Here is a 21934-nt window from a genome sequence, read left to right as displayed (position 1 = left end):
AAACTTTCTCGCATTGGAAGAGCGGGAGGCATTCAGCGATGGATGGCGCTCTGACATGGACGGCAGCGATGCCTGTCCCTTCTGAGTAGTGTGCTACGATTTTGCCAGCAGAGTTATTCTGCTGGTTTTTTTTACGTTGCAGGTTATGGTCGGGGGACACGCTTCCCGTTTCTATTGTTGTTCTGTCAGGGATATGGCATGAAATCTTTGTTAGCATTCTCGCGCCGTTTTAATCCAGTGTTTTTCGCTTTTATGGTAACCGCCTTTATCCTCGGCGTAGCGGGCGCGCTTCAGGCACCGACGCTGAGCCTGTTTTTATCGCGAGAAGTGCAGGTGCCGCCGCTGTGGGTTGGGCTGTTTTTTACCCTCAATGCCGTTGCCGGGATTGTGGTGAGCATGATGATCGCAAAACGTTCCGACCGGGTCGGCGATCGCCGCAATATCATCTTGCTGTGCTGCATGCTGGCATTGGCAAACGCGCTCCTGTTCGCCTTTACCCGCCATTATCTGACGCTGATAACGCTGGGCGTACTGCTGTCGTCGCTGGCGAATGTCGCCATGCCGCAGCTTTTTGCTCTGGCGCGTGAATATGCCGACAGTGCTTCGCGCGAAGTGGTGATGTTCAGCTCTGTCATGCGTGCTCAGGTCTCGCTGGCCTGGGTGATTGGCCCGCCATTGTCATTTGCGCTGGCGCTGAATTTTGGCTTTGTCACATTGTTCAGCGTGGCCGCCGGGCTGTTTTTTCTCTGTTTTCTGCTGATCTGGTTCACGGTGCCCTCGGTGCCGCGCACCGCGTCCCTGATGCAGTCAGGCGGAATTCCGCTGAGTGGATGGCGTATTCGTGATGTGCGTATTTTGTTTGCCGCATCGACGCTGATGTGGACCTGCAACACCATGTATATCATCGACATGCCGTTATGGATCAGTATGGATCTGGGCTTACCTGAAAATCTGGCCGGAATCTTAATGGGCACGGCTGCCGGGCTGGAGATCCCGGTCATGATCGTGGCGGGCTTTTACGCCAAACGATGGGGCAAGCGGAATATGATGGCCGCCGCCGTGGCTGCTGCCGTCGTGTTCTACAGCGGCCTTATCCTGTTTCACAGCCATCTGGCGCTGCTGATCCTGCAGGTGTTTAACGCCCTGTTTATCGGCGTGGTCGCAGGCATTGGCATGTTGTGGTTTCAGGATCTGATGCCTGGACGGGCGGGCGCGGCCACCACCCTGTTTACTAACAGCATTTCGACCGGGATTATCCTAGCGGGGCTATGTCAGGGTGCGCTGGTTGAACATTTTGGGCACGGCAGTGTGTACTGGGTGATTGCAGCGATTTCGCTGGTTACGTTGGTGATGATCAGAAGAGTCAAAGAGGCGTGATCCGCGCCTGTGAGATGCGCAGGGCAAAAAAAAGCCCGGTCAGCAGACCGGGCCGTACGGTGATAACGAAGCTTAGCGCATAAAGGCGGGCTGGTTATTTTCGTAAGCTGAAATCGCGCTTTCGTGCTGCAGCGTCAGGCCGATGCTGTCCAGTCCGTTCAGCATGCAGTGGCGACGGAAATCATCAATCTTAAAGCTGTAGGTCTTGTCGCCGGCTTTAACCACCTGCGCTTCCAGATCCACTTCGAAGCGGATGCCCGGACGGGCTTTTACCAGGGTAAACAATTCGTCTACCTGCTCCTCAGTCAACGTGACCGGCAGCAGTTGGTTATTAAAGCTGTTGCCATAAAAAATATCGGCAAAGCTCGGCGCGATGACGACTTTAAAACCGTAATCGGTCAGTGCCCATGGCGCATGCTCACGTGACGAACCACAGCCAAAGTTTTCACGTGCCAGCAGGATGGATGCCCCTTTGTACTCCGGGAAGTTGAGCACGAAATCCGGATTGGGCTCCAGGCCGTGATCGTCCAGGAAACGCCAGTCGTTAAACAGATGCGCACCGAAACCAACACGCGTCACTTTCTGCAAAAACTGCTTTGGAATGATGGCGTCGGTGTCGACGTTAGCGGCATCCAGTGGCACCACCAAACCCGTATGTTGCGTAAATTTTTCTGCCATGATGGAGTCCTTATGTCAGGCTGCGAATATCAGCGAAATGGCCATTAACGGCAGCAGCAGCGGCCATCGCCGGGCTGACCAAATGTGTCCGTCCGCCACGGCCCTGGCGGCCTTCGAAGTTACGGTTACTGGTTGAAGCACAACGCTCGCCGGGATTCAGGCGGTCGTTATTCATCGCCAGACACATGGAGCAGCCAGGCAGGCGCCATTCAAATCCGGCCTCAATAAAGATCTTATCCAGCCCTTCGGCTTCGGCCTGGGCTTTAACCGGGCCTGAACCTGGCACCACCAGAGCCTGAACGCCCGGCGCAACTTTACGCCCTTTGGCAATCGCGGCGGCGGCGCGCAGATCTTCAATGCGCGAGTTAGTGCAGGAACCAATAAAGACTTTATCGATGCTGACGTCGGTCAGTTTGATACCGGGTTGCAGGTTCATATAAGCCAGCGCCTTCTCTGCGGATGCCCGCTCCACGGGATCCGCAAACGAGGCCGGGTCGGGAATCTGCGCATCCACCGCGATAACCTGCCCAGGGTTCGTTCCCCAGGTAACCTGCGGGGCGATCTCTTCTGCACGCAGCGTCACGACGCGGTCAAATTTCGCGTCCGGATCGGATTTCAGCGTGCGCCAGTATTCAACGGCCTGCGCCCATTTCTCACCTTCCGGTGAAAACTGACGTCCTTTCAGGTAGGCGAAGGTGGTTTCATCGGGGGCCACCAGACCGGCTTTTGCGCCCATCTCGATAGCCATGTTACACAGCGTCATGCGGCCTTCCATGCTCAGCGCTTCGATCGCGGAACCACAGAATTCGACAACATGGCCGGTACCGCCCGCGCTGCCGGTTTTGCCGATAATGGCCAGCACGATGTCTTTCGCCGTAATGCCCGGGGCAACCGTACCTGTCACTTCAATCTTCATGGTTTTAGCACGGCCCTGTTTCAGGGTTTGGGTGGCAAAAACATGCTCGACTTCAGAGGTACCGATACCGAAGGCCAGCGAGCCAAAAGCGCCGTGTGTAGCCGTGTGCGAGTCACCGCAGACAATGGTCATGCCCGGTAAGGTCATGCCTTGTTCCGGACCGATGACGTGCACGATGCCCTGGAACGGGTGATTCAGGTCATATAACTGCACGCCAAATTCCGCACAGTTCTTGATCAGCTCCTGCATCTGAATACGGGCCATTTCACCCGAGGCATGAATATCTTTGGTCTGGGTAGAAACGTTGTGATCCATGGTGGCGAAGGTTTTCGACGGCTGGCGCACTTTACGACCGTGCGCCCGCAAGCCATCAAACGCCTGCGGTGAGGTCACCTCATGAATCAGGTGACGGTCAATATAGAGCAGCGGCGTTTCATTCGGCGCTTCGTGAACGACATGTGCATCAAATAACTTCTGGTATAAAGTTTTCATTTTATTATTTTTCCTCGGCGACAAAGCGAGCAATGATGCTGCCCATCTCATCGGTGCTAATCGCAGGGCCATCACCGGCTAAATCTTTGGTGCGGTAACCTTCGGCTAACGCACGGCTGATGGCGCGTTCAATACTGGCAGCGGCCTCATCGGCGTTCAGGCTGTAGCGCAGCAGCAGTGACAGCGACAAAATCTGAGCAATCGGGTTGGCAATGTTCTGCCCGGCGATATCCGGTGCGGAGCCGCCAGCCGGTTCGTAGAGGCCAAAGCCGTCTTCGCTCAGGCTGGCTGAGGGCAGCATGCCCATAGAACCGGTGATCATCGCGCACTCGTCTGACAGAATGTCGCCAAACAGGTTTGAGCACAGCAGCACGTCGAACTGAGAAGGATCTTTAATCAGCTGCATGGTGGCATTGTCGATGTACATATGGCTCAACTGCACATCGGGATAATCTTTCGCAATCTCGTTGACGATCTCGCGCCACATGACCGAGGTTTGCAGTACGTTGGCTTTATCCACGGAGGTCACTTTGTTGCGGCGCTTGCGGGCGGACTCGAAAGCCTGACGTGCAATACGTTCGATTTCAAAGCGATGGTAGACTTCGGTATCAAACGCGCGTTCATGCGGACCGCTGCCTTCACGTCCTTTCGGCTGACCAAAATAGATGCCGCCGGTCAGTTCACGGACACACAGAATGTCGAAACCGCGTGCCGCGATATCGCTGCGCAGTGGACAAAACGCTTCGAGACCACTGTACAGCGCCGCCGGGCGCAGGTTACTGAACAGTTTAAAATGCTTACGCAGGGGAAGCAGCGCGCCACGTTCGGGCTGGGAAGCCGGGGGCAGGTGTTCCCATTTTGGCCCGCCCACGGAACCGAACAGAATCGCATTAGCCTGCTCACAACCGGCTACAGTGGCCGGGGGGAGCGGTTCACCATGGCGGTCAATGGCGATGCCGCCCACATCGTATTCGCTGGTGGTAATACGCAGATTAAAGCGCTGACGAACGGCATCTAATACCTTGATAGCCTGCGCCATCACTTCCGGGCCGATACCGTCGCCCGCCAGTACTGCGATATGTGAAGAGTTTGACATGATTACACCGTTTCCTTCTGATCTTTAGACTTGCGCTGTAACTCTTTCTCGACCTGTTTGGCTCGCCAGATGTTGTTTAAGGCGTTCACCATCGCTTTGGCAGACGATTCGACGATATCTGTCGCCAGACCAACGCCGTGGAATTTGCGGTTGTTGTAGCTCACCACAATATCGACCTGGCCCAGGGCATTTTCGCCGTGACCTTTTGCCGTCAGCTTGTAATTAACCAGCTCGGCATTGAACTGGGTAATTCGGTTAATGGCCTGATAAACCGCATCAACCGGACCGTTCCCGGTCGCCGCTTCTGATTTCGTCTGTTCGCCACAACCCAGATTGACCGACGCGGTCGCCGTAATACTGGAGCCTGACTGCACAGTGAAATCATTCAGTTGGAAAAATTCAGGCTCTTCGTTTTGTTTGTCGATGAAAGCCAGCGCTTCCAGGTCGTAGTCAAAAACCTGACCTTTCTTGTCCGCCAGTTTCAGGAAAGCGTCATACAGGGAATCCAGATTGTATTCGCTCTCTGTGTAGCCCATCTCTTCCATGCGATGTTTTACCGCTGCACGACCGGAACGGGATGTCAGATTAAGCTGAATTTTATGCAGGCCAATGGATTCTGGCGTCAGGATTTCATAGTTTTCACGATTCTTAATCACGCCGTCCTGATGAATGCCCGACGAGTGGGCAAACGCGTTCGATCCGACAACCGCTTTGTTGGCCGGAATCGGCATATTGCATATCTGGCTTATCATCTGGCTGGTACGATAAATTTCATGATGGTGAATGTTGGTATGGACATTCATGATCTGCTGGCGGGTTTTAATCGCCATGATCACTTCTTCCAGCGCACAGTTACCGGCACGTTCGCCCAGGCCGTTCAATGTCCCTTCCACCTGACGCGCCCCGGCCTGCACCGCTGCAATCGCATTGCCGGTGGCCATGCCTAAATCGTCGTGTGTGTGCACAGACAGAATCGCTTTGTCGATATTCGGTACGCGGTTGATTAACTGGCTGATAATGTTGGCGTATTCATTCGGCAGGGTATAGCCAACGGTATCAGGGATATTGATGGTGGTTGCGCCCGCATTTATGGCGGCTTCGACCATGCGGCACAGGTCGTCAATGGGCGTACGACCACCGTCTTCACAGGAGAATTCAACATCGTCCGTATAGTTACGGGCACGTTTTACCATGCGCACCGCCCGCTCAATTACCTCGGGTAAGGTGCTGCGCAGTTTCGTGGCGATATGCATCGGCGAGGTGGCAATAAAGGTATGGATGCGGAAGGCCTCGGCAACCCGCAATGATTCGTAGGCGGCATCAATGTCCTGCTCAACGCAGCGCGCCAGGCCGCAAACCCGACTGTTTTTAATAGTACGCGCAATGGTTTGTACGGATTCAAAATCACCTGGTGACGAGACGGGGAAGCCGACTTCCATCACATCAACGCCCATACGTTCCAGCGCTAACGCAATCTGCAGTTTTTCTTTCACACTCAGGCTGGCCTGTAAGGCCTGTTCACCATCACGCAGAGTGGTATCGAAAATAATAACTTGCTGGCTCATCGTGTTCATCCTTTTGCGTTTCTTGCCTTGCAACGAGCATAAAAAAACCCGCGACAGGCGCGGGTTTTTAACTTTTAGCAGGTTCAAATCAGTGTTTGATTTCGCCCACAAGTCTACCGCGCAGAGAATTTGCGATAAGTAGTAGACCTGATAGACGAAAAGAACGTGACATGTTTCAAACCCCGTGAATTTTTTGCTGCATCTATTGGTACTGGAATCAACAATCGATGTCAACCATAAGCGAAGGGTTATTTTCAGCCGCCACAAAGAAAAATGTTCTGACATTTTTGACGCTCACAGAGTATTAAACGAGGCGGACAGAACCCATGACGTTCATTACTGCTGATACGGGGTTACAGGAGAAAGTCTGATTTTTAAGGTGATGAAATATAATGATAAATTAATATTCCAGTATCGCTTTATCCATAATCAGGCCATCTCAGGCAGCATAATCTCATGCGCTTTAAATTTTTATAAGATAATTACGCCATAAAAACGCATGAGGAAAAGATGGCTGGCTGAGTCCGTTCGTCATAGGTTTTTTTTATTTCTTAGATATGGCTACAAAAAATATCATTCACAGCATTTTCCTCTGCCATTATTGAACGTATTTAGTTTAATAATCGCAGGCAAAAGTTGGCGGGCAGAGGCTTTGAATCCCGCCGCCTTTCATCAAATGCGTTTGGCGTTTGCCAGCCCGTTTTTCTACGGTTATGGTAATCGACCTACTCTTAGAAAAATTAACCCAGCAGAATTCTCTGTATCTGGATCGCAGAAATGAGTTCTGCGGTCTTAGCAAAAACATAAGGTTTTGATTTTAATTGGCGAAACAGGGCAGGATGCATATGGCTAGCGGAAAAGCCGTCGCCAGTGGATTCAGTTCCTCAAGCCGGGAGGCAGAAAATGGAGATGTTGTCAGGAGCCGAAATGGTCGTCCGGTCGTTGATCGACCAGGGCGTGAAGCAAGTGTTCGGTTATCCGGGTGGCGCAGTACTCGATATCTATGATGCACTGCAAACTGTGGGGGGCATCGACCATGTTCTGGTCCGCCACGAGCAGGGTGCGGTCCACATGGCCGATGGTCTGGCACGCGCAACCGGTGAAGTCGGTGTGGTGCTGGTGACGTCCGGGCCGGGTGCAACCAATGCGATCACCGGTATCGCGACCGCCTATATGGATTCTATTCCATTAGTCATTCTGTCGGGTCAGGTGCCGTCTTCGCTGATTGGTTATGATGCCTTCCAGGAATGTGACATGGTGGGGATTTCCCGCCCGGTGGTGAAACACAGTTTTCTGGTGAAAAACACCGAAGAGATCCCGACGGTACTGAAAAAAGCCTTCTGGCTGGCATCCAGCGGTCGCCCGGGACCGGTGGTTATCGATCTGCCAAAAGATATCCTTAATCCTGCGAATAAGCTGCCTTATCACTATCCGCAGGAAGTGAGCATGCGCTCGTATAATCCGACAATTCAGGGCCATAAAGGCCAGATTAAGCGTGCGTTACAAACCTTACTGGCGGCGCATAAGCCGGTTATCTATGCCGGCGGCGGTGCCATTACGTCGTCGTGTGAAGCCGAGCTGTTGCAGCTGGCTGAGCGCCTGAATATTCCGGTCACGACTTCACTGATGGGGCTGGGTGCGTTCCCTGGCAGCCATCGCCAGTGCGTAGGTATGCTCGGTATGCACGGCACCTACGAAGCGAATATGACGATGCACAATGCCGATTTGATCTTCGGCGTTGGTGTACGTTTTGACGATCGCACCACCAACAATCTGGCAAAATACTGCCCGAACGCCACCGTGATGCATATTGATATCGATCCGACGTCGATTTCCAAAACGGTCTCCGCGGATATTCCGATTGTGGGCGATGCAAAACAGACGTTACAGCAGATGCTGGAACTGCTTGATCACACGGAGGCGAAGCAGCAGTTAGACAGTCTGCGTGACTGGTGGCAGTCGATTGAGACCTGGCGCGGACGTCAGTGCCTTGCCTACGATCGTACCAGTGACAAAATCAAACCCCAGGCCGTGATCGAAACCATCTGCCGTCTTACTAATGGTGATGCTTACGTGACATCGGACGTAGGGCAGCATCAGATGTTTGCCGCGCTCTACTACACCTTTGATAAACCCCGTCGCTGGATTAACTCTGGTGGCCTCGGCACCATGGGCTTCGGCCTGCCTGCCGCGCTGGGTGTCAAAATGGCGCTGCCTGACGAAACCGTGATTTGCGTGACGGGCGATGGCAGTATTCAGATGAACATTCAGGAGCTTTCGACCGCGCTCCAGTATGATCTGCCGGTATTAGTGCTGAACCTGAACAACCGTTTCCTGGGCATGGTGAAACAGTGGCAGGACATGATTTACTCTGGCCGCCATTCTCAGTCTTATATGGAATCATTGCCTGATTTCGTTCGCCTGGCGGAGGCCTATGGTCACGTAGGCATTGCCATCAGTCATCCTGCGGAGCTGGAAGAGAAGCTGACGCTGGCACTGGAAACTCTGGCAAAAGGACGACTGGTGTTTGTTGATGTTAACGTTGACGGCAGTGAGCATGTTTACCCGATGCAGATTCGCGGTGGCAGTATGGATGAGATGTGGTTGAGCAAAACGGAGAGGACTTAATTATGCGTCGCATTTTATCGGTTTTGCTGGAAAACGAATCCGGCGCATTGTCTCGTGTTGTTGGCCTGTTTTCACAGCGTGGCTACAACATTGAGAGCCTGACGGTTGCGCCCACGGACGATCCTACGCTGTCGCGCATGACGATTCAGACTGTTGGCGACCAGAAAGTCCTGGAGCAGATTGAGAAACAGCTGCATAAGCTGGTCGATGTTTTGCGTGTGACCGAGTTAGGGCAGGGCGCTTACGTCGAACGTGAAATTATGCTGGTGAAAATTCAGGCGACAGGTTATGGCCGCGAAGAGGTAAAGCGCAGCGCAGAAATTTTCCGGGGCCAGATTATTGATGTGACGCCTTCGCTTTACACGGTTCAGCTGGCAGGCACCAGCGATAAGCTGGATGCATTCTTAAGCACGGTACGCGAAGTGGCTGAAATTGTAGAAGTCGCGCGCTCCGGCATCGTCGGTGTTTCACGTGGCGAACGGATAATGCGTTAATCACGCGCAGTAACGATCTAAAACGAATGTAACCCGGCGAAATGCCGGGTTTTTTCTTTTTTGTGCAGAACAAGGTTCACCATCAGAAAAGCGGTTGCTCCGCGCACTTTTCTGCTGTTAGATGTGATAAAAGAATGTCCATAGCTTATCTGCGGGTTATCAGACCCGCTTAACGGTGGGGTTACAGTGAAACTGGATGAAATTGCGCGCCTGGCGGGTGTATCGCGCACCACGGCCAGTTACGTCATTAATGGAAAGGCACGGCAGTATCGTGTCAGCGATAAAACCGTCGAGAAAGTCATGGCGGTGGTCCGCGAGCATAACTATCATCCTAATGCTGTGGCGGCAGGGCTGCGCGCCGGGCGCACGCGCTCGATCGGTCTGGTGATTCCCGATCTGGAAAACACCAGTTATACACGTATTGCTAACTATCTTGAGCGTCAGGCCCGCCAGCGTGGCTACCAGTTATTGATCGCCTGTTCTGAAGATCAGCCTGACAATGAAATGCGCTGTATTGAGCATCTGCTGCAACGCCAGGTGGACGCCATTATCGTATCCACTTCACTTCCTCCTGAGCATCCTTTTTATCAGCGCTGGATTAACAATCCCCTGCCCATCATCGCATTGGACCGCGCGCTGGATCGTGAACACTTTACCAGCGTGGTCGGTGCTGACCAGGACGATGCTTATGCCCTGGCGGCTGAACTGCGTCAGCTTAAGGTCAGCAACGTTCTGTTCATGGGCGCGTTACCAGAATTATCGGTCAGCTTTCTGCGTGAGCTGGGATTCAGAGAAGCCTGGAAAGGGGATGAGCGTCCCATCGACTTCCTCTATTGCAATAGTTTTGAGCGCACGGCGTCGGCCGCCGTGTTCGAAAAGTATTTGCAGGATCACTCAATGCCAGACGCGCTGTTCACCACGTCATTCGGCCTGTTACAGGGCGTGATGGATGTGACCCTGAAGCGTAACGGCCGCCTGCCGTCCAATCTGGCGATCGCCACCTTTGGCGATCATGAACTGCTGGACTTCCTGGAGTGCCCGGTGTTATCGGTAGGCCAGCGTCATCGTGATGTAGCCGAACGGGTACTGGAATTAGTATTAGCGTCTCTCGATGAACCGCGTAAACCCAAGCCTGGATTAACGCGTATTCGCCGCAATTTATTACGTCGCGGACAATTAAGCAGAATTTCTAATTAATAATACGGGCAGCGATTTGTCTGCCCCGATGTTTAAATGCTGTTTTTAAACTCTTTCTTATCCAAAGTAAAAAAGCGTAAGCCTTTAACATTCATTCTAACAAATTAAGTTAACAGACCATTCTTGTTTACTTACAACTTATCGCTGGTTTAGCCCCTTAACATCAGGCGAGTGGCTAGGCTTCCGTTAAGAAATCCCCTAAAATGCGTCCCCTGTCTCAAAACGGCATCGGATTATTCAACCGTAATAAACGTGTTAATTTTCGCCGTTTTTTTTCAGAGCTGAATTTTTTATTCAATTATTCATTAGTTTAATTTTGATTAATCATCTTCCGGCGTTTTGAAACCTTTTCAGTGTTAATTCCCGCCTCGGTAAATAATCATATTCTACTGCCGCTCCGGCTTGACAATGATTTCCTACGATCCTTAAACTCGTTTTGTGGTAAAAAGTGGGATAAAGTGGTGCAAATGGGTAACTGAGGGGTGAGACTGACATGTTCCGTGGAGCAACGTTAGTCAATCTCGACAGCAAAGGACGACTGGCGGTACCAACCCGTTACCGTAATTTGCTGAACGAGGAATCGCAGGGGCAGATGGTTTGTACCATCGACCTCCATCAGCCATGCCTGTTGCTTTACACCTTACCCGCATGGGAAATCATTGAGAAAAAACTGGCGAGTCTGTCCAGCATGAATCCGATGGAGCGCCGCGTGCAGCGTTTACTGTTGGGACATGCCAGTGAGTGTCAGATGGATAATGCGGGCCGCTTATTGCTGGCGAATACCCTTCGCCAGCATGCAAATTTAAGCAAAGAAGTGATGCTGGTTGGGCAGTTCAACAAGTTTGAACTGTGGGATGAACAGACCTGGTATCAACAAGTCAGGGATGATATTGACGCAGAACAGTCAGCTCAGTCGCCTTTATCTGAGCGGTTGCAGGATTTATCGCTATAGCTATGCAGGAAAATTATAAACACACCACCGTGCTGTTGGATGAGGCAGTGAATGGCCTCAACATCAAGGAAGACGGAATCTATATTGACGGCACCTTTGGTCGTGGCGGTCACTCACGCTTGATTCTGGCGCAGCTTGGCGCCAACGGAAAGCTCATCGCCATTGACCGTGATCCGCAAGCTATCGCCGCGGCCGCTGAAATAAAGGATCCGCGTTTTTCCATTGTTCATGGCCCCTTTTCCGCGCTGGCGGAGTATGTGGCAGAGCGTGAACTGGCAGGTCAGATTGACGGCATATTACTGGATTTGGGCGTGTCGTCCCCACAGTTGGATGATGCCGAACGCGGGTTTTCATTTATGCGCGATGGGCCGCTGGATATGCGCATGGATCCCACGCGCGGCCACTCTGCCGCCGAATGGTTGATGCAGGCAGAAGAGGCCGATATCGCCTTTGTACTGAAAACCTATGGTGAAGAACGTTTTGCGAAGCGGATTGCGCGGGCGATTGTGGAACGCAACCGGGATCAACCGATGACGCGCACGAAAGAACTGGCAGAGGTGATTGCCGCAGCAACACCGGTTAAAGACAAGTTCAAACACCCGGCGACCCGTAGCTTCCAGGCCATTCGCATCTGGATCAACAGCGAACTGGAAGAGATCGACACCGCATTAAAAGGTGCAGTCGATGTGCTGGCTCCGCAAGGGCGTTTGTCTGTCATCAGCTTCCATTCGCTGGAAGACCGGTTGGTGAAGCGGTTTATGCGCGATCAGAGCCGCGGGCCGCAGGTGCCCCATGGCTTACCCATGACCGAGCAGCAACTGAATGCACTGGGTGGGCGTCAGTTGAAGCTGCTGGGCAAAATGGTACCTGGCGACACGGAGGTGAAAGAGAATCCCCGTGCGCGCAGTTCCGTTTTACGAATTGCGGAGCGAACTGACGCATGATTGGCAACGAACGGCACAGCTTACCCGCTGTCATCGCGGGCGACATTATGCGTAAAGGGAAACTCCCTTTTCTGTTGCTGATTGCTGTGCTGGTTTCTGCCGTGCTGGTCGTGACAACGACGCACAAAACACGCTTGCTGACTGCCCAGCGAGAGCAACTGGTGCTTGAGCGTGATGCGCTGGACATTGAGTGGCGCAACTTAATTCTGGAAGAGAATGCCCTTGGCGATCACAGCCGCGTTGAGCGGATCGCCACCGAGAAGCTGCAGATGCAGCACGTTGATCCTTCTCAGGAAAACATCGTGGTGCAAAAATAAGGACCTGTTACTGCTAATGAGCGGCGTAAAAAGAACGCTGAAGTTAAAAAAACCAGAAGATAAAGCCAGCTTTGTAAGCTGGCGTTTTGCGTTGTTATGCGGTTGCATTTTACTGGCCTTAGGTGGGCTGTTATCACGCGTGGCCTGGCTGCAGGTGATTAATCCGGACAAACTGGTTAAAGAGGGCGATTTACGTTCACTGCGCGTTCAGGCCGTGCCCACCTCGCGGGGGATGATCAGCGACCGCGGCGGGCGTCCGCTGGCGGTCAGCGTACCGGTTAACGCCATCTGGGCCGATCCCAAAGAGCTGCATGATGCGGGCGGTGTCACGCTCGACAGTCGCTGGCGTGCGCTCTCAGATGCGCTTTCTGTTCCCATTGATCAACTGGCCGCCCGCGTAAATGCCAATCCTAAAGGCCGGTTCATCTATCTGGCCCGCCAGGTCAATCCCGCCATTGGTGAATACGTCAAAAAACTCAAGCTGCCCGGTATCCATCTGCGCGAAGAATCACGCCGTTATTACCCTGCCGGACAGGTCACCTCACATCTGATTGGCTTCACCAATATCGATGGTCAGGGAATCGAAGGCATCGAAAAGAGCTTTGACAAATGGCTGACGGGTGAGCCCGGCGAGCGTACCGTGCGTAAAGATCGCTATGGGCGCGTTATCGAAGACATTTCATCGGTGGACAGTCGTGCGGCACATAACCTCACTCTGAGCATTGACGAGCGTTTACAGGCGCTGGTGTACCGTGAGCTGAATAATGCGGTCGCCTTTAACAAAGCCGAATCGGGAACGGCGGTTCTGGTGGATGTGAATACCGGTGAGGTCCTGGCGATGGCGAACAGCCCTGCCTATAACCCCAATAACCTCAGCGACACGCCAAAAGATCTGATGCGCAACCGGGCCATCACCGACATTTTCGAACCCGGCTCGACGGTAAAACCGATGGTGGTGATGACCGCGCTGCAACGCGGCGTGGTGAAAGAGAACAGCGTTTTGAACACCGTGCCGTATCGCGTAAATGGTCATGAGATTAAAGACGTAGCGCGCTATAACGAACTCACGCTGACTGGCGTACTACAGAAATCGAGTAACGTCGGTGTTTCCCGACTGGCGTTAGCGATGCCCTCCTCAGCGCTGGTAGAAACTTACTCGCGCTTTGGTCTGGGTAAACCGACCAATTTGGGGCTGGTCGGGGAAAGCAGTGGCTTATACCCTAAAAAACAACGGTGGTCTGACATAGAGAGGGCCACCTTCTCTTTCGGCTACGGGCTAATGGTAACGCCGTTACAGTTAGCGCGAGTCTACGCAACGATTGGCAGCTTTGGTATCGCCCGCCCGCTCTCAATTACCAAAGTGGATCCGCCGGTGGGCGGTGAGCGCGTATTTCCTGAAGCTCTGGTGAAAACCGTGGTGCATATGATGGAAAGCGTTGCATTGCCGGGCGGGGGCGGCGTGAAAGCCGCCATTAAAGGTTATCGCGTCGCCATTAAAACCGGTACGGCGAAAAAAGTCGGACCGGACGGGCGTTATGTGAACAAATACATCGCCTATACCGCAGGTGTGGCACCTGCCAGCCGTCCTCGTTTTGCGCTTGTTGTGGTCATCAACGATCCTCAGGCCGGTAAATATTATGGTGGTGCGGTTTCTGCACCGGTGTTTGGTGCCATCATGGGCGGCGTACTGCGCACCATGAACATCGAGCCGGATGCGCTGCCGACCAATGACAAGAACGAGTTGGTGACAAACAGAAGTGAGGAAACAAGTGACAGATCGTAACCTGCGCGACTTACTCGGACCGTGGGTGCCCGGTGCACCTGCGCGCCCGTTGCGTGACATGACGCTGGACAGTCGGGTGGCGGCTGCGGGTGATCTGTTTGTCGCTATCGCCGGCCATCAGGTTGATGGACGCCGCTTCATTCCTCAGGCCATTGCCCAGGGTGTGGCCGCCGTGATTGCGGAAGCCGAAGGGGAAGCGAGCGATGGTGAAATACGCGAAATGCACGGCGTGCCGGTTATCTATCTTGCACAGTTGCCCCAGCGTCTTTCCGCTCTGGCGGGGCGTTTTTACCAACAGCCGGGCGAAAGACAAAAACTGATTGGCATCACCGGCACTAATGGCAAAACGACCACGAGTCAGTTGCTGGCCCAGTGGGCTGAGCTGCTGGGTGAAACCAGCGCGGTGATGGGGACGGTGGGAAATGGACTGGTCGGCCAGCTCGTGCCTGCCGAAAACACCACCGGCTCCGCTGTGGACGTCCAGCATACTCTGGATGAACTGGCCAGCAAGGGCGCGTCGCTGACCGCCATGGAAATCTCCTCCCACGGTCTGGTGCAGCATCGTGTCGCAGCCTTGCCGTTCGCTGCCGCTGTCTTTACCAACCTCAGTCGCGATCACCTGGATTATCACGGCGATATGCAACAGTACGAGTCAGCTAAATGGCTGCTCTTCTCTGAACATCAGGTGGGCGTGGCCATCCTGAATGCCGACGATGAAGTCGGACGCCGCTGGCTGGCAAACCTGCCTGATGCGGTTGCTGTCTCGATGGAAAATAACCTGCAGCCTGGCTGCCATGGTCGCTGGCTTCGCGCAACCGAGGTGAACTATCACGACAATGGTGCCCACATTCGTTTCCGCTCCAGTTGGGGCGATGGCGAACTGGACAGTCGTCTGATGGGGGCTTTTAACGTCAGTAACGTGTTGCTGGCGCTGGCCACACTGCTGGCGCTGGGTTATGCACTGGATGATTTACTGCGCGTTGCCGCAAAACTGCAGCCGGTTACCGGGCGGATGGAAGTCTTCTCCGCGCCGGGCAAACCCACTGTCGTGGTGGATTATGCCCACACGCCCGACGCATTAGAGAAAGCACTGGCCGCCGCCCGCCTGCATTGTAAAGGTAAACTATGGTGCCTGTTCGGCTGTGGCGGCGATCGCGACAAAGGTAAGCGCCCACTTATGGGTGCCATTGCGGAACAGTTTGCCGATGTGGTCGTGATTACTGACGATAATCCGCGCAGCGAAGATCCTGCGGCGATTGTGCAGGACATTCTGAGCGGCCTCCTTGATCCGGGCCGCGCTCGCGTTGTCGCGGGCCGTGCACAGGCAGTCACCAGCACTATTATGCAGGCTCAGCCCGACGACATTGTGTTAGTCGCCGGTAAAGGCCACGAAGATTATCAAATTATTGGTCATCAGCGGCTGGACTACTCCGATCGTGCTACGGTCGCCACGCTGTTAGGAGGCATTGCATGATTCCGGTTTCATTACGCACCTTAGCGCAGGTCACCAGCGGTACGCTGCACGGCGACGATTTGACGTTCAACACCGTCACGACAGACACCCGCAAGGTCACCGCAGACAGTCTGTTTGTTGCCATTGTGGGTGAGCGCTTCGATGCACATGACTTTGCCGAGGATGCGATTGCCAAGGGCGCGAAAGCCTTGCTGGTAAGTAAGCATTTACCTGTGTCGGTGCCGCAGGTCGTTGTCAAAGACACGCGCATCGCCTTTGGTAAGCTGGCGTCCTGGGTGCGTCAGCAGGTCAGTGCCCGCGTCGTTGCGCTGACCGGCTCATCCGGTAAAACGTCAGTGAAAGAAATGACCGCAGCGATTTTACGCCAGTGCGGCGAAACGCTGCATACCGCCGGTAACCTGAATAACGATTTTGGCGTGCCCATGACCCTGCTGCGTCTCACGCCAGAACATCAGTATGCCGTGATTGAGCTTGGCGCTAATCATCAGGGTGAAATCGCCTATACCACCGACCTGGTTCGTCCGGAAGCGGCGCTGGTCAATAATCTGGCTGCCGCGCACCTTGAGGGTTTCGGGTCGCTTGAAGGTGTCGCAAAAGCGAAGGGTGAAATTTTTTACGGCCTGCCCGCAAAGGGAACGGCGATTTTAAATGCTGACAGCAATGACTGGCCACGCTGGCAGGAGAACCTGCACGGTAAAACGGTATGGCGCTTCTCGCCGCAGGCCGCAGACTGCGACTTTGGTGCGCGCGATATCCGTATTCGCCAGGATGGCACCCATTTTGTCATGCATACGCCCCGTGGTGACATCGACATTATTCTGCCTCTGCCCGGTCGGCACAATATCGCCAATGCTCTGGCGGCGGCGGCGCTTGCGTTGTCGGTCGATGCACCGCTTAGCGCGGTGCAGACCGGGCTGAAAAGCCTGCAGTCCGTTCCTGGTCGCTTATTTCCTGTCCGGCTCTCAGATCATCAACTGCTCCTGGATGACAGCTATAACGCCAATGTAGGATCGATGGTTGCGGCGGCACAGGTGCTGTCTGAAATGCCTGGCTACCGTGTGATGGTGGTGGGCGATATGGCTGAATTAGGGGATGAAAGTGAACAACTTCATCGCGAAGTCGGTCTGGCGGCCAAAGCTGCGGGCGTTGACCGGGTATTAAGCACCGGGAAGTTCAGCCACTTTATGAGTGAAAGTAGCGAAGTTGGCGAACATTTCAGCGATAAAACGGCGCTGACTGAACGATTACGCCAGTTGCTGTCCGAACACAAAGAAATGACTGTATTGATTAAAGGTTCGCGTAGTGCCGCCATGGAGCAGGTAGTACAGAGCTTACAGGAGAAAGGAACATGTTAGTTTGGCTGGCCGAGCATCTGGTCGCATTTTATTCCGGTTTTAACGTCTTTTCGTATTTGACGTTTCGCGCCATTGTCAGCCTGCTGACCGCACTGTTTATTTCGCTGTGGATGGGGCCGCGTCTGATTGCCTGGCTGCAAAAGCTGCAGATCGGGCAGGTTGTCCGTAATGATGGTCCCGAATCGCACTTCAGCAAGCGGGGAACGCCGACGATGGGCGGCATCATGATTCTGACGTCGATTACGTTGTCGGTGCTGATGTGGGCTTATCCTTCTAATCCCTACGTCTGGTGCGTGCTGGTGGTGCTGGTGGGCTTTGGCGTCATTGGCTTTGTTGATGATTACCGTAAAGTGGTTCGCAAGGATACCAGGGGGCTGATTGCCCGCTGGAAATACTTCTGGATGTCGGTGATTTCGCTCGGTGTCGCCTTCGCGCTCTATCTGGCTGGTAAAGATACGCCTGCGACGGAACTCGTGGTGCCGTTTTTCAAAGATGTGATGCCACAGCTTGGCCTGTTTTACATCGTACTGGCCTATTTCGTTATCGTCGGTACCGGCAATGCCGTCAACCTGACTGATGGGTTGGATGGTCTGGCCATTATGCCGACAGTGTTTGTTGCGGCCGGTTTCGCCCTGGTCGCCTGGGCGACCGGTAACGTGAAGTTCGCCGATTACCTGCACATTCCTTATCTGCGTCACGCAGGTGAGCTGGTTATCGTCTGTACGGCGATTGTTGGGGCTGGATTAGGTTTCCTCTGGTTTAACACTTATCCGGCTCAGGTCTTTATGGGCGATGTCGGCTCGCTGGCACTGGGCGGCGCGCTCGGTACCATCGCTGTCCTGCTGCGCCAGGAATTTTTATTAGTGATTATGGGCGGCGTGTTTGTGGTTGAAACGCTGTCGGTGATCCTGCAGGTGGGATCGTTCAAGCTGCGTGGCCAGCGTATTTTCCGCATGGCACCGATCCATCACCATTACGAACTGAAAGGCTGGCCAGAGCCGCGCGTGATTGTGCGCTTCTGGATTATTTCGCTCATGCTGGTGCTGATTGGCCTGGCGACGCTGAAGGTACGTTAATCATGGCTGATTACCGCGGGAGAAAAGTCGTCATCATCGGATTAGGCCTGACCGGCCTGTCCTGTGTTGATTTCTTTATAGCGCAGGGTGTAACGCCCCGCGTGATGGATACCCGTGTATCACCGCCCGGGCTGGATAAACTGCCTGAGCAGGTGGAACGTTATGTGGGCGGTCTCAATCGCGACTGGCTGCTGGCTGCGGATCTCATCGTGGCCAGCCCCGGCATTGCCCTGGCCCATGCCGCATTGTGTGAAGCGGCAGACGCGGGCATTGAAATCGTCGGCGACATTGAGCTGTTTTGCCGGGAAGCACAGGCACCGATCGTGGCGATCACCGGTTCAAACGGAAAGAGTACGGTCACTACGTTAGTCGGCGAAATGGCGAAAGCCGCCGGTTGGCAGGTAGGCGTCGGCGGTAACATTGGGTTGCCCGCGCTGAGCCTGCTGAAAGCGCCCGCTCAGCTCTATGTTCTGGAGCTTTCCAGCTTCCAGTTAGAAACCACCTACAGCCTGAAGGCCGCAGCGGCCACGATCCTGAACGTGACCGAAGATCATATGGATCGCTATCCGTTAGGTATGCAGCAGTACCGCGCGGCAAAACTGCGGATTTACGAGAACGCTCAGGTTTGCGTGGTGAATGCCGACGATGGCATGACCATGCCGGTACGCGGCGCCGACGCACGCTGTGTCAGTTTCGGTATTGATATCGGCGATTATCACCTGAACAAGCAGCAGGGCAGTGTCTGGCTGCGGGCGAAAGGCGAAAAAGTCCTGAACACAGACGAGATGACGCTGGTCGGACAGCATAACTACACCAATGCGCTCGCCGCGCTGGCGCTGGCCGATGCGGTTGGTCTGCCACGCTCGACCAGTCTGTCCGCACTGGCGGCTTATTCAGGTCTGGCGCACCGTTTCCAGCTGGTTCATGAAAGCCGCGGTGTGCGCTGGATCAATGATTCAAAAGCAACCAATGTGGGCAGTACGGAAGCGGCTCTGAAGGGATTACAGGTTGACGGTACGCTCTGGTTACTGCTGGGAGGCGATGGCAAATCTGCGGATTTCTCTCCATTGCAGCCGTATCTGCAGGGCGATCGTATCCGGCTGTTTTGCTTTGGGCGCGATGGTGATGCACTGGCCGCGCTCCGCCCTGACGTGGCGGTCAGGACCGAAACGCTGCAGGAGGCGATGGCGCAGATTGCAAAACAGGTACAGCCAGGCGACATGGTCCTGCTTTCCCCGGCCTGCGCCAGCCTTGACCAGTTCCGCAATTTTGAACAGCGCGGCGATGTCTTCGCGCAACTGGCCAGGGAGTTAAGCTGATGCGTATTCCTGGAGCGGGCATTGTGAATTATCTGTCAGGTCGCCTGAGTAACTGGGTGATGGGCGCGCGTGAGAGCGACGATACCTCGCAGGTGCTCTATGACCGGACTTTGCTCTGGCTGACCCTGGGGCTGGCTGCAATCGGGTTTGTGATGGTGACATCGGCTTCAATGCCGGTGGGACAGCGTCTGAATGACGATCCGTTCTACTTTGCCAAGCGTGATGCGTTCTATATTGCGCTGGCGTTTGGTATCGCCCTGGTCACGCTGCGCGTACCCATGGATTTCTGGCAGCGCTACAGCAACGTGATGTTGATGGCGTCGGTCGTCATGCTGCTGATTGTGCTGGTCGTAGGAAGCTCCGTAAACGGGGCATCACGCTGGATTGCACTGGGTCCACTGCGTATTCAGCCAGCGGAACTGTCTAAGCTCACGCTCTTCTGTTATCTCGCCAGTTATCTGGTGCGTAAGGTTGAGGAAGTCCGCAATAACTTCTGGGGCTTCTGTAAGCCGATGGGGGTGATGGTCGTGCTGGCGGTGCTGCTGCTCGCTCAGCCCGATCTGGGTACGGTGGTGGTGCTGTTTGTCACGACGCTCGCGATGCTCTTCCTGGCGGGGGCAAAGCTGTGGCAGTTCCTGGCGATTATCGGTTCCGGCATCTTCGCAGTGGTGTTGTTAATCATCGCCGAGCCCTATCGTATGCGCCGTGTGACCTCTTTCTGGAATCCGTGGGAAGATCCGTTCGGCAGCGGCTACCAGCTTACTCAGTCACTGATGGCGTTTGGCCGCGGCGAATTCTGGGGCCAGGGACTGGGCAATTCGGTACAGAAACTGGAATACCTGCCGGAAGCACATACCGACTTTATTTTCTCGATTATCGGAGAAGAACTGGGTTACATCGGTGTGGTTTTAGCCCTGTTAATGGTATTCTTCGTGGCTTTTCGCGCCATGTCGATTGGCCGCCGCGCACTTGAACTTGACCAACGTTTCTCCGGCTTTCTGGCCTGCTCAATCGGCGTCTGGTTCAGCTTTCAGGCGCTGGTCAACGTGGGTGCGGCGGCGGGGATGTTGCCGACAAAAGGTCTGACATTACCGCTGATTAGTTACGGTGGCTCGAGCCTGCTCATTATGTCGACGGCCATCGTATTTTTGTTACGTATTGATTATGAAACGCGTCTGGCTAAAGCGCAGGCGTTTACCCGGGGTGGTCGATGAGCGGTAAACGATTGATGGTCATGGCAGGAGGAACCGGTGGGCATGTTTTCCCGGGGCTGGCTGTGGCGCATCATCTTGAGGCGCAGGGCTGGCAGGTGCGCTGGTTAGGCACGGCCGATCGTATGGAAGCCGACCTGGTACCGAAGCACGGTATCGACATTGATTTTATCCGCATCAGTGGATTACGCGGTAAAGGCAGTAAAGCGCTGTTGTTAGCGCCGGTACGCATCTTCAACGCCTGGCGTCAGGCGCGCAAGATTATCAAAGCCTGGAAGCCCGATGTGGTGCTCGGCATGGGCGGTTATGTATCGGGGCCCGGTGGTCTGGCCGCCTGGAGTTGCGGGGTGCCAGTGGTACTCCATGAGCAGAACGGTATTGCCGGGCTCACCAATAAATGGCTGGCTAAAATTGCCACCAAGGTCATGCAGGCCTTCCCGGGCGCCTTTCCGCACGCGGACGTTGTGGGTAATCCGGTGCGTACCGATGTGCTGGCGCTGCCGTCACCGGCTCAACGGCTGGCTGGCCGCAGTGGACCGATTCGTATTCTGGTTATCGGGGGCAGTCAGGGCGCGCGCATTCTGAACCAGACGTTGCCTCAGATTGCCGCCAGGTTGGGCGAGACCATTACCCTCTGGCATCAAACGGGTAAGGGCGCCTTGCAAGAAGTCCAACAGGCCTATCAGCAAGCCGGTCAGCCGCAGCATAAAGTGACCGAGTTTATTGATGATATGGCCGCTGCGTATGCCTGGGCCGACGTGGTGATTTGCCGCTCTGGCGCATTAACGGTAAGCGAAATCGCTGCCGCAGGCTTACCGGCGATTTTCGTGCCGTTTCAGCACAAAGATCGCCAGCAGTACTGGAATGCCCTGCCGCTTGAAGGCGCAGGGGCTGCCAAAATTTTTGAGCAGCCGCAGTTTACTGCGGAGGCGGTAGCGGAAACGTTGCGTCACTGGGACCGTCCAACATTACTCGCGATGGCAGAAAAGGCCCACGCGGTAGCGGTACCTGATGCCACCGAACGGGTTGCACAGGAAGTGGCTCGCGCCGCACGTTAAAG

The 21934-nt window shown here is 54.5% G+C and carries 18 protein-coding genes; 14 read left to right on the top strand and 4 right to left on the bottom strand.

Annotated features, from left to right (window positions below; genetic code table 11):
- Nucleotides 1–198: 198 nt before the first annotated feature.
- Nucleotides 199–1377, top strand: a complete 1179-nt coding sequence (locus RAC90_RS12520; RefSeq protein ID WP_375124387.1) for an MFS transporter — start codon at nt 199–201, stop codon at nt 1375–1377.
- Nucleotides 1378–1449: 72 nt separating this feature from the next.
- Here RAC90_RS12520 and leuD read toward each other — a convergent pair whose 3' ends face one another.
- From leuD to leuA, 4 genes are read right to left on the bottom strand one after another with little or no spacing between them, the layout of a single operon-like run.
- Entirely contained in the window at nt 1450–2055 is a 606-nt protein-coding gene (gene leuD, locus RAC90_RS12515) for a 3-isopropylmalate dehydratase small subunit (RefSeq protein ID WP_033740246.1), read from the bottom strand.
- A gap of 10 nt (nt 2056–2065) precedes the next feature.
- The gene (leuC, locus tag RAC90_RS12510; RefSeq protein ID WP_006117660.1) at nt 2066–3463 is read right to left on the bottom strand and encodes a 3-isopropylmalate dehydratase large subunit; all 1398 of its coding nucleotides are present in this window, start codon (nt 3461–3463) and stop codon (nt 2066–2068) included.
- 4 nt (nt 3464–3467) lie between these two features.
- Nucleotides 3468–4559 (bottom strand): 3-isopropylmalate dehydrogenase, encoded by a 1092-nt coding sequence (gene leuB / locus RAC90_RS12505; protein ID WP_006117661.1) that lies wholly within the window; start codon nt 4557–4559, stop codon nt 3468–3470.
- 2 nt (nt 4560–4561) lie between these two features.
- The gene (leuA, locus tag RAC90_RS12500) at nt 4562–6124 is read right to left on the bottom strand and encodes a 2-isopropylmalate synthase (protein WP_006117662.1); all 1563 of its coding nucleotides are present in this window, start codon (nt 6122–6124) and stop codon (nt 4562–4564) included.
- Between the two features lie 903 nt (nt 6125–7027).
- On the opposite strand from leuA, the gene ilvI reads away from it, so the two are divergent.
- The 13 genes from ilvI (at nt 7028) to murG (ending at nt 21932) form a co-directional block, all read left to right on the top strand.
- Nucleotides 7028–8752, top strand: a complete 1725-nt coding sequence (gene ilvI, locus RAC90_RS12495; protein WP_006117663.1) for an acetolactate synthase 3 large subunit — start codon at nt 7028–7030, stop codon at nt 8750–8752.
- Between the two features lie 2 nt (nt 8753–8754).
- On the top strand, nt 8755–9246 hold the full coding sequence (gene ilvN, locus RAC90_RS12490; RefSeq protein WP_006117664.1) for an acetolactate synthase small subunit: 492 nt from the start codon (nt 8755–8757) through the stop codon (nt 9244–9246).
- Nucleotides 9247–9432: 186 nt separating this feature from the next.
- Entirely contained in the window at nt 9433–10443 is a 1011-nt protein-coding gene (cra, locus tag RAC90_RS12485; RefSeq protein WP_006117666.1) for a catabolite repressor/activator, read from the top strand.
- Nucleotides 10444–10936: 493 nt separating this feature from the next.
- The gene (gene mraZ, locus RAC90_RS12480; protein ID WP_006117668.1) at nt 10937–11395 is read left to right on the top strand and encodes a division/cell wall cluster transcriptional repressor MraZ; all 459 of its coding nucleotides are present in this window, start codon (nt 10937–10939) and stop codon (nt 11393–11395) included.
- 2 nt (nt 11396–11397) lie between these two features.
- Nucleotides 11398–12339: a 16S rRNA (cytosine(1402)-N(4))-methyltransferase RsmH gene (rsmH, locus tag RAC90_RS12475; protein WP_054634505.1), complete on the top strand. Its 942-nt coding sequence runs from the start codon at nt 11398–11400 to the stop codon at nt 12337–12339.
- The gene (gene ftsL / locus RAC90_RS12470) at nt 12336–12656 is read left to right on the top strand and encodes a cell division protein FtsL (protein WP_006117670.1); all 321 of its coding nucleotides are present in this window, start codon (nt 12336–12338) and stop codon (nt 12654–12656) included. The genes rsmH and ftsL overlap by 4 nt, the downstream gene beginning before the upstream one ends.
- A 16-nt stretch (nt 12657–12672) precedes the next feature.
- Nucleotides 12673–14439: a peptidoglycan glycosyltransferase FtsI gene (locus tag RAC90_RS12465; RefSeq protein WP_006117671.1), complete on the top strand. Its 1767-nt coding sequence runs from the start codon at nt 12673–12675 to the stop codon at nt 14437–14439.
- On the top strand, nt 14426–15913 hold the full coding sequence (gene murE, locus RAC90_RS12460; protein WP_172913134.1) for a UDP-N-acetylmuramoyl-L-alanyl-D-glutamate--2,6-diaminopimelate ligase: 1488 nt from the start codon (nt 14426–14428) through the stop codon (nt 15911–15913). The genes RAC90_RS12465 and murE overlap by 14 nt, the downstream gene beginning before the upstream one ends.
- Entirely contained in the window at nt 15910–17268 is a 1359-nt protein-coding gene (gene murF / locus RAC90_RS12455) for a UDP-N-acetylmuramoyl-tripeptide--D-alanyl-D-alanine ligase (protein WP_375096695.1), read from the top strand. The genes murE and murF overlap by 4 nt, the downstream gene beginning before the upstream one ends.
- Nucleotides 17262–18344 (top strand): phospho-N-acetylmuramoyl-pentapeptide-transferase, encoded by a 1083-nt coding sequence (mraY, locus tag RAC90_RS12450; RefSeq protein ID WP_033740254.1) that lies wholly within the window; start codon nt 17262–17264, stop codon nt 18342–18344. The genes murF and mraY overlap by 7 nt, the downstream gene beginning before the upstream one ends.
- Before the next feature lie 2 nt (nt 18345–18346).
- The gene (gene murD / locus RAC90_RS12445; RefSeq protein WP_110267851.1) at nt 18347–19663 is read left to right on the top strand and encodes a UDP-N-acetylmuramoyl-L-alanine--D-glutamate ligase; all 1317 of its coding nucleotides are present in this window, start codon (nt 18347–18349) and stop codon (nt 19661–19663) included.
- A complete protein-coding gene (gene ftsW, locus RAC90_RS12440) occupies nt 19663–20877 on the top strand; it encodes a cell division protein FtsW (protein ID WP_033740255.1) in 1215 nt (404 codons plus the stop codon). Before murD ends, ftsW begins: the two co-directional genes overlap by 1 nt.
- Entirely contained in the window at nt 20874–21932 is a 1059-nt protein-coding gene (gene murG, locus RAC90_RS12435; RefSeq protein WP_058702059.1) for an undecaprenyldiphospho-muramoylpentapeptide beta-N-acetylglucosaminyltransferase, read from the top strand. The genes ftsW and murG overlap by 4 nt, the downstream gene beginning before the upstream one ends.
- The last annotated feature ends 2 nt before the right edge of the window (nt 21933–21934 follow it).

Origin of the sequence: Pantoea sp. CS_6, from assembly GCF_041954745.1 — a bacterium.
Classification (GTDB): domain Bacteria; phylum Pseudomonadota; class Gammaproteobacteria; order Enterobacterales; family Enterobacteriaceae; genus Pantoea; species Pantoea stewartii.
This window is presented reverse-complemented; position numbering and strand designations above follow the sequence as displayed.

Bases quoted from the DNA above. Each gene is read 5' to 3' on its own strand.
- RAC90_RS12520 (WP_375124387.1), top strand. From the start codon at position 199: ATGAAATCTTTGTTAGCATTCTCGCGCCGTTTTAATCCAGTGTTTTTC.
- leuD (WP_033740246.1), bottom strand. From the start codon at position 2,055: ATGGCAGAAAAATTTACGCAACATACGGGTTTGGTGGTGCCACTGGAT.
- leuC (WP_006117660.1), bottom strand. From the start codon at position 3,463: ATGAAAACTTTATACCAGAAGTTATTTGATGCACATGTCGTTCACGAA.
- leuB (WP_006117661.1), bottom strand. From the start codon at position 4,559: ATGTCAAACTCTTCACATATCGCAGTACTGGCGGGCGACGGTATCGGC.
- leuA (WP_006117662.1), bottom strand. From the start codon at position 6,124: ATGAGCCAGCAAGTTATTATTTTCGATACCACTCTGCGTGATGGTGAA.
- ilvI (WP_006117663.1), top strand. From the start codon at position 7,028: ATGGAGATGTTGTCAGGAGCCGAAATGGTCGTCCGGTCGTTGATCGAC.
- ilvN (WP_006117664.1), top strand. From the start codon at position 8,755: ATGCGTCGCATTTTATCGGTTTTGCTGGAAAACGAATCCGGCGCATTG.
- mraZ (WP_006117668.1), top strand. From the start codon at position 10,937: ATGTTCCGTGGAGCAACGTTAGTCAATCTCGACAGCAAAGGACGACTG.
- rsmH (WP_054634505.1), top strand. From the start codon at position 11,398: ATGCAGGAAAATTATAAACACACCACCGTGCTGTTGGATGAGGCAGTG.
- ftsL (WP_006117670.1), top strand. From the start codon at position 12,336: ATGATTGGCAACGAACGGCACAGCTTACCCGCTGTCATCGCGGGCGAC.
- RAC90_RS12465 (WP_006117671.1), top strand. From the start codon at position 12,673: ATGAGCGGCGTAAAAAGAACGCTGAAGTTAAAAAAACCAGAAGATAAA.
- murF (WP_375096695.1), top strand. From the start codon at position 15,910: ATGATTCCGGTTTCATTACGCACCTTAGCGCAGGTCACCAGCGGTACG.
- mraY (WP_033740254.1), top strand. From the start codon at position 17,262: ATGTTAGTTTGGCTGGCCGAGCATCTGGTCGCATTTTATTCCGGTTTT.
- murD (WP_110267851.1), top strand. From the start codon at position 18,347: ATGGCTGATTACCGCGGGAGAAAAGTCGTCATCATCGGATTAGGCCTG.
- ftsW (WP_033740255.1), top strand. From the start codon at position 19,663: ATGCGTATTCCTGGAGCGGGCATTGTGAATTATCTGTCAGGTCGCCTG.
- murG (WP_058702059.1), top strand. From the start codon at position 20,874: ATGAGCGGTAAACGATTGATGGTCATGGCAGGAGGAACCGGTGGGCAT.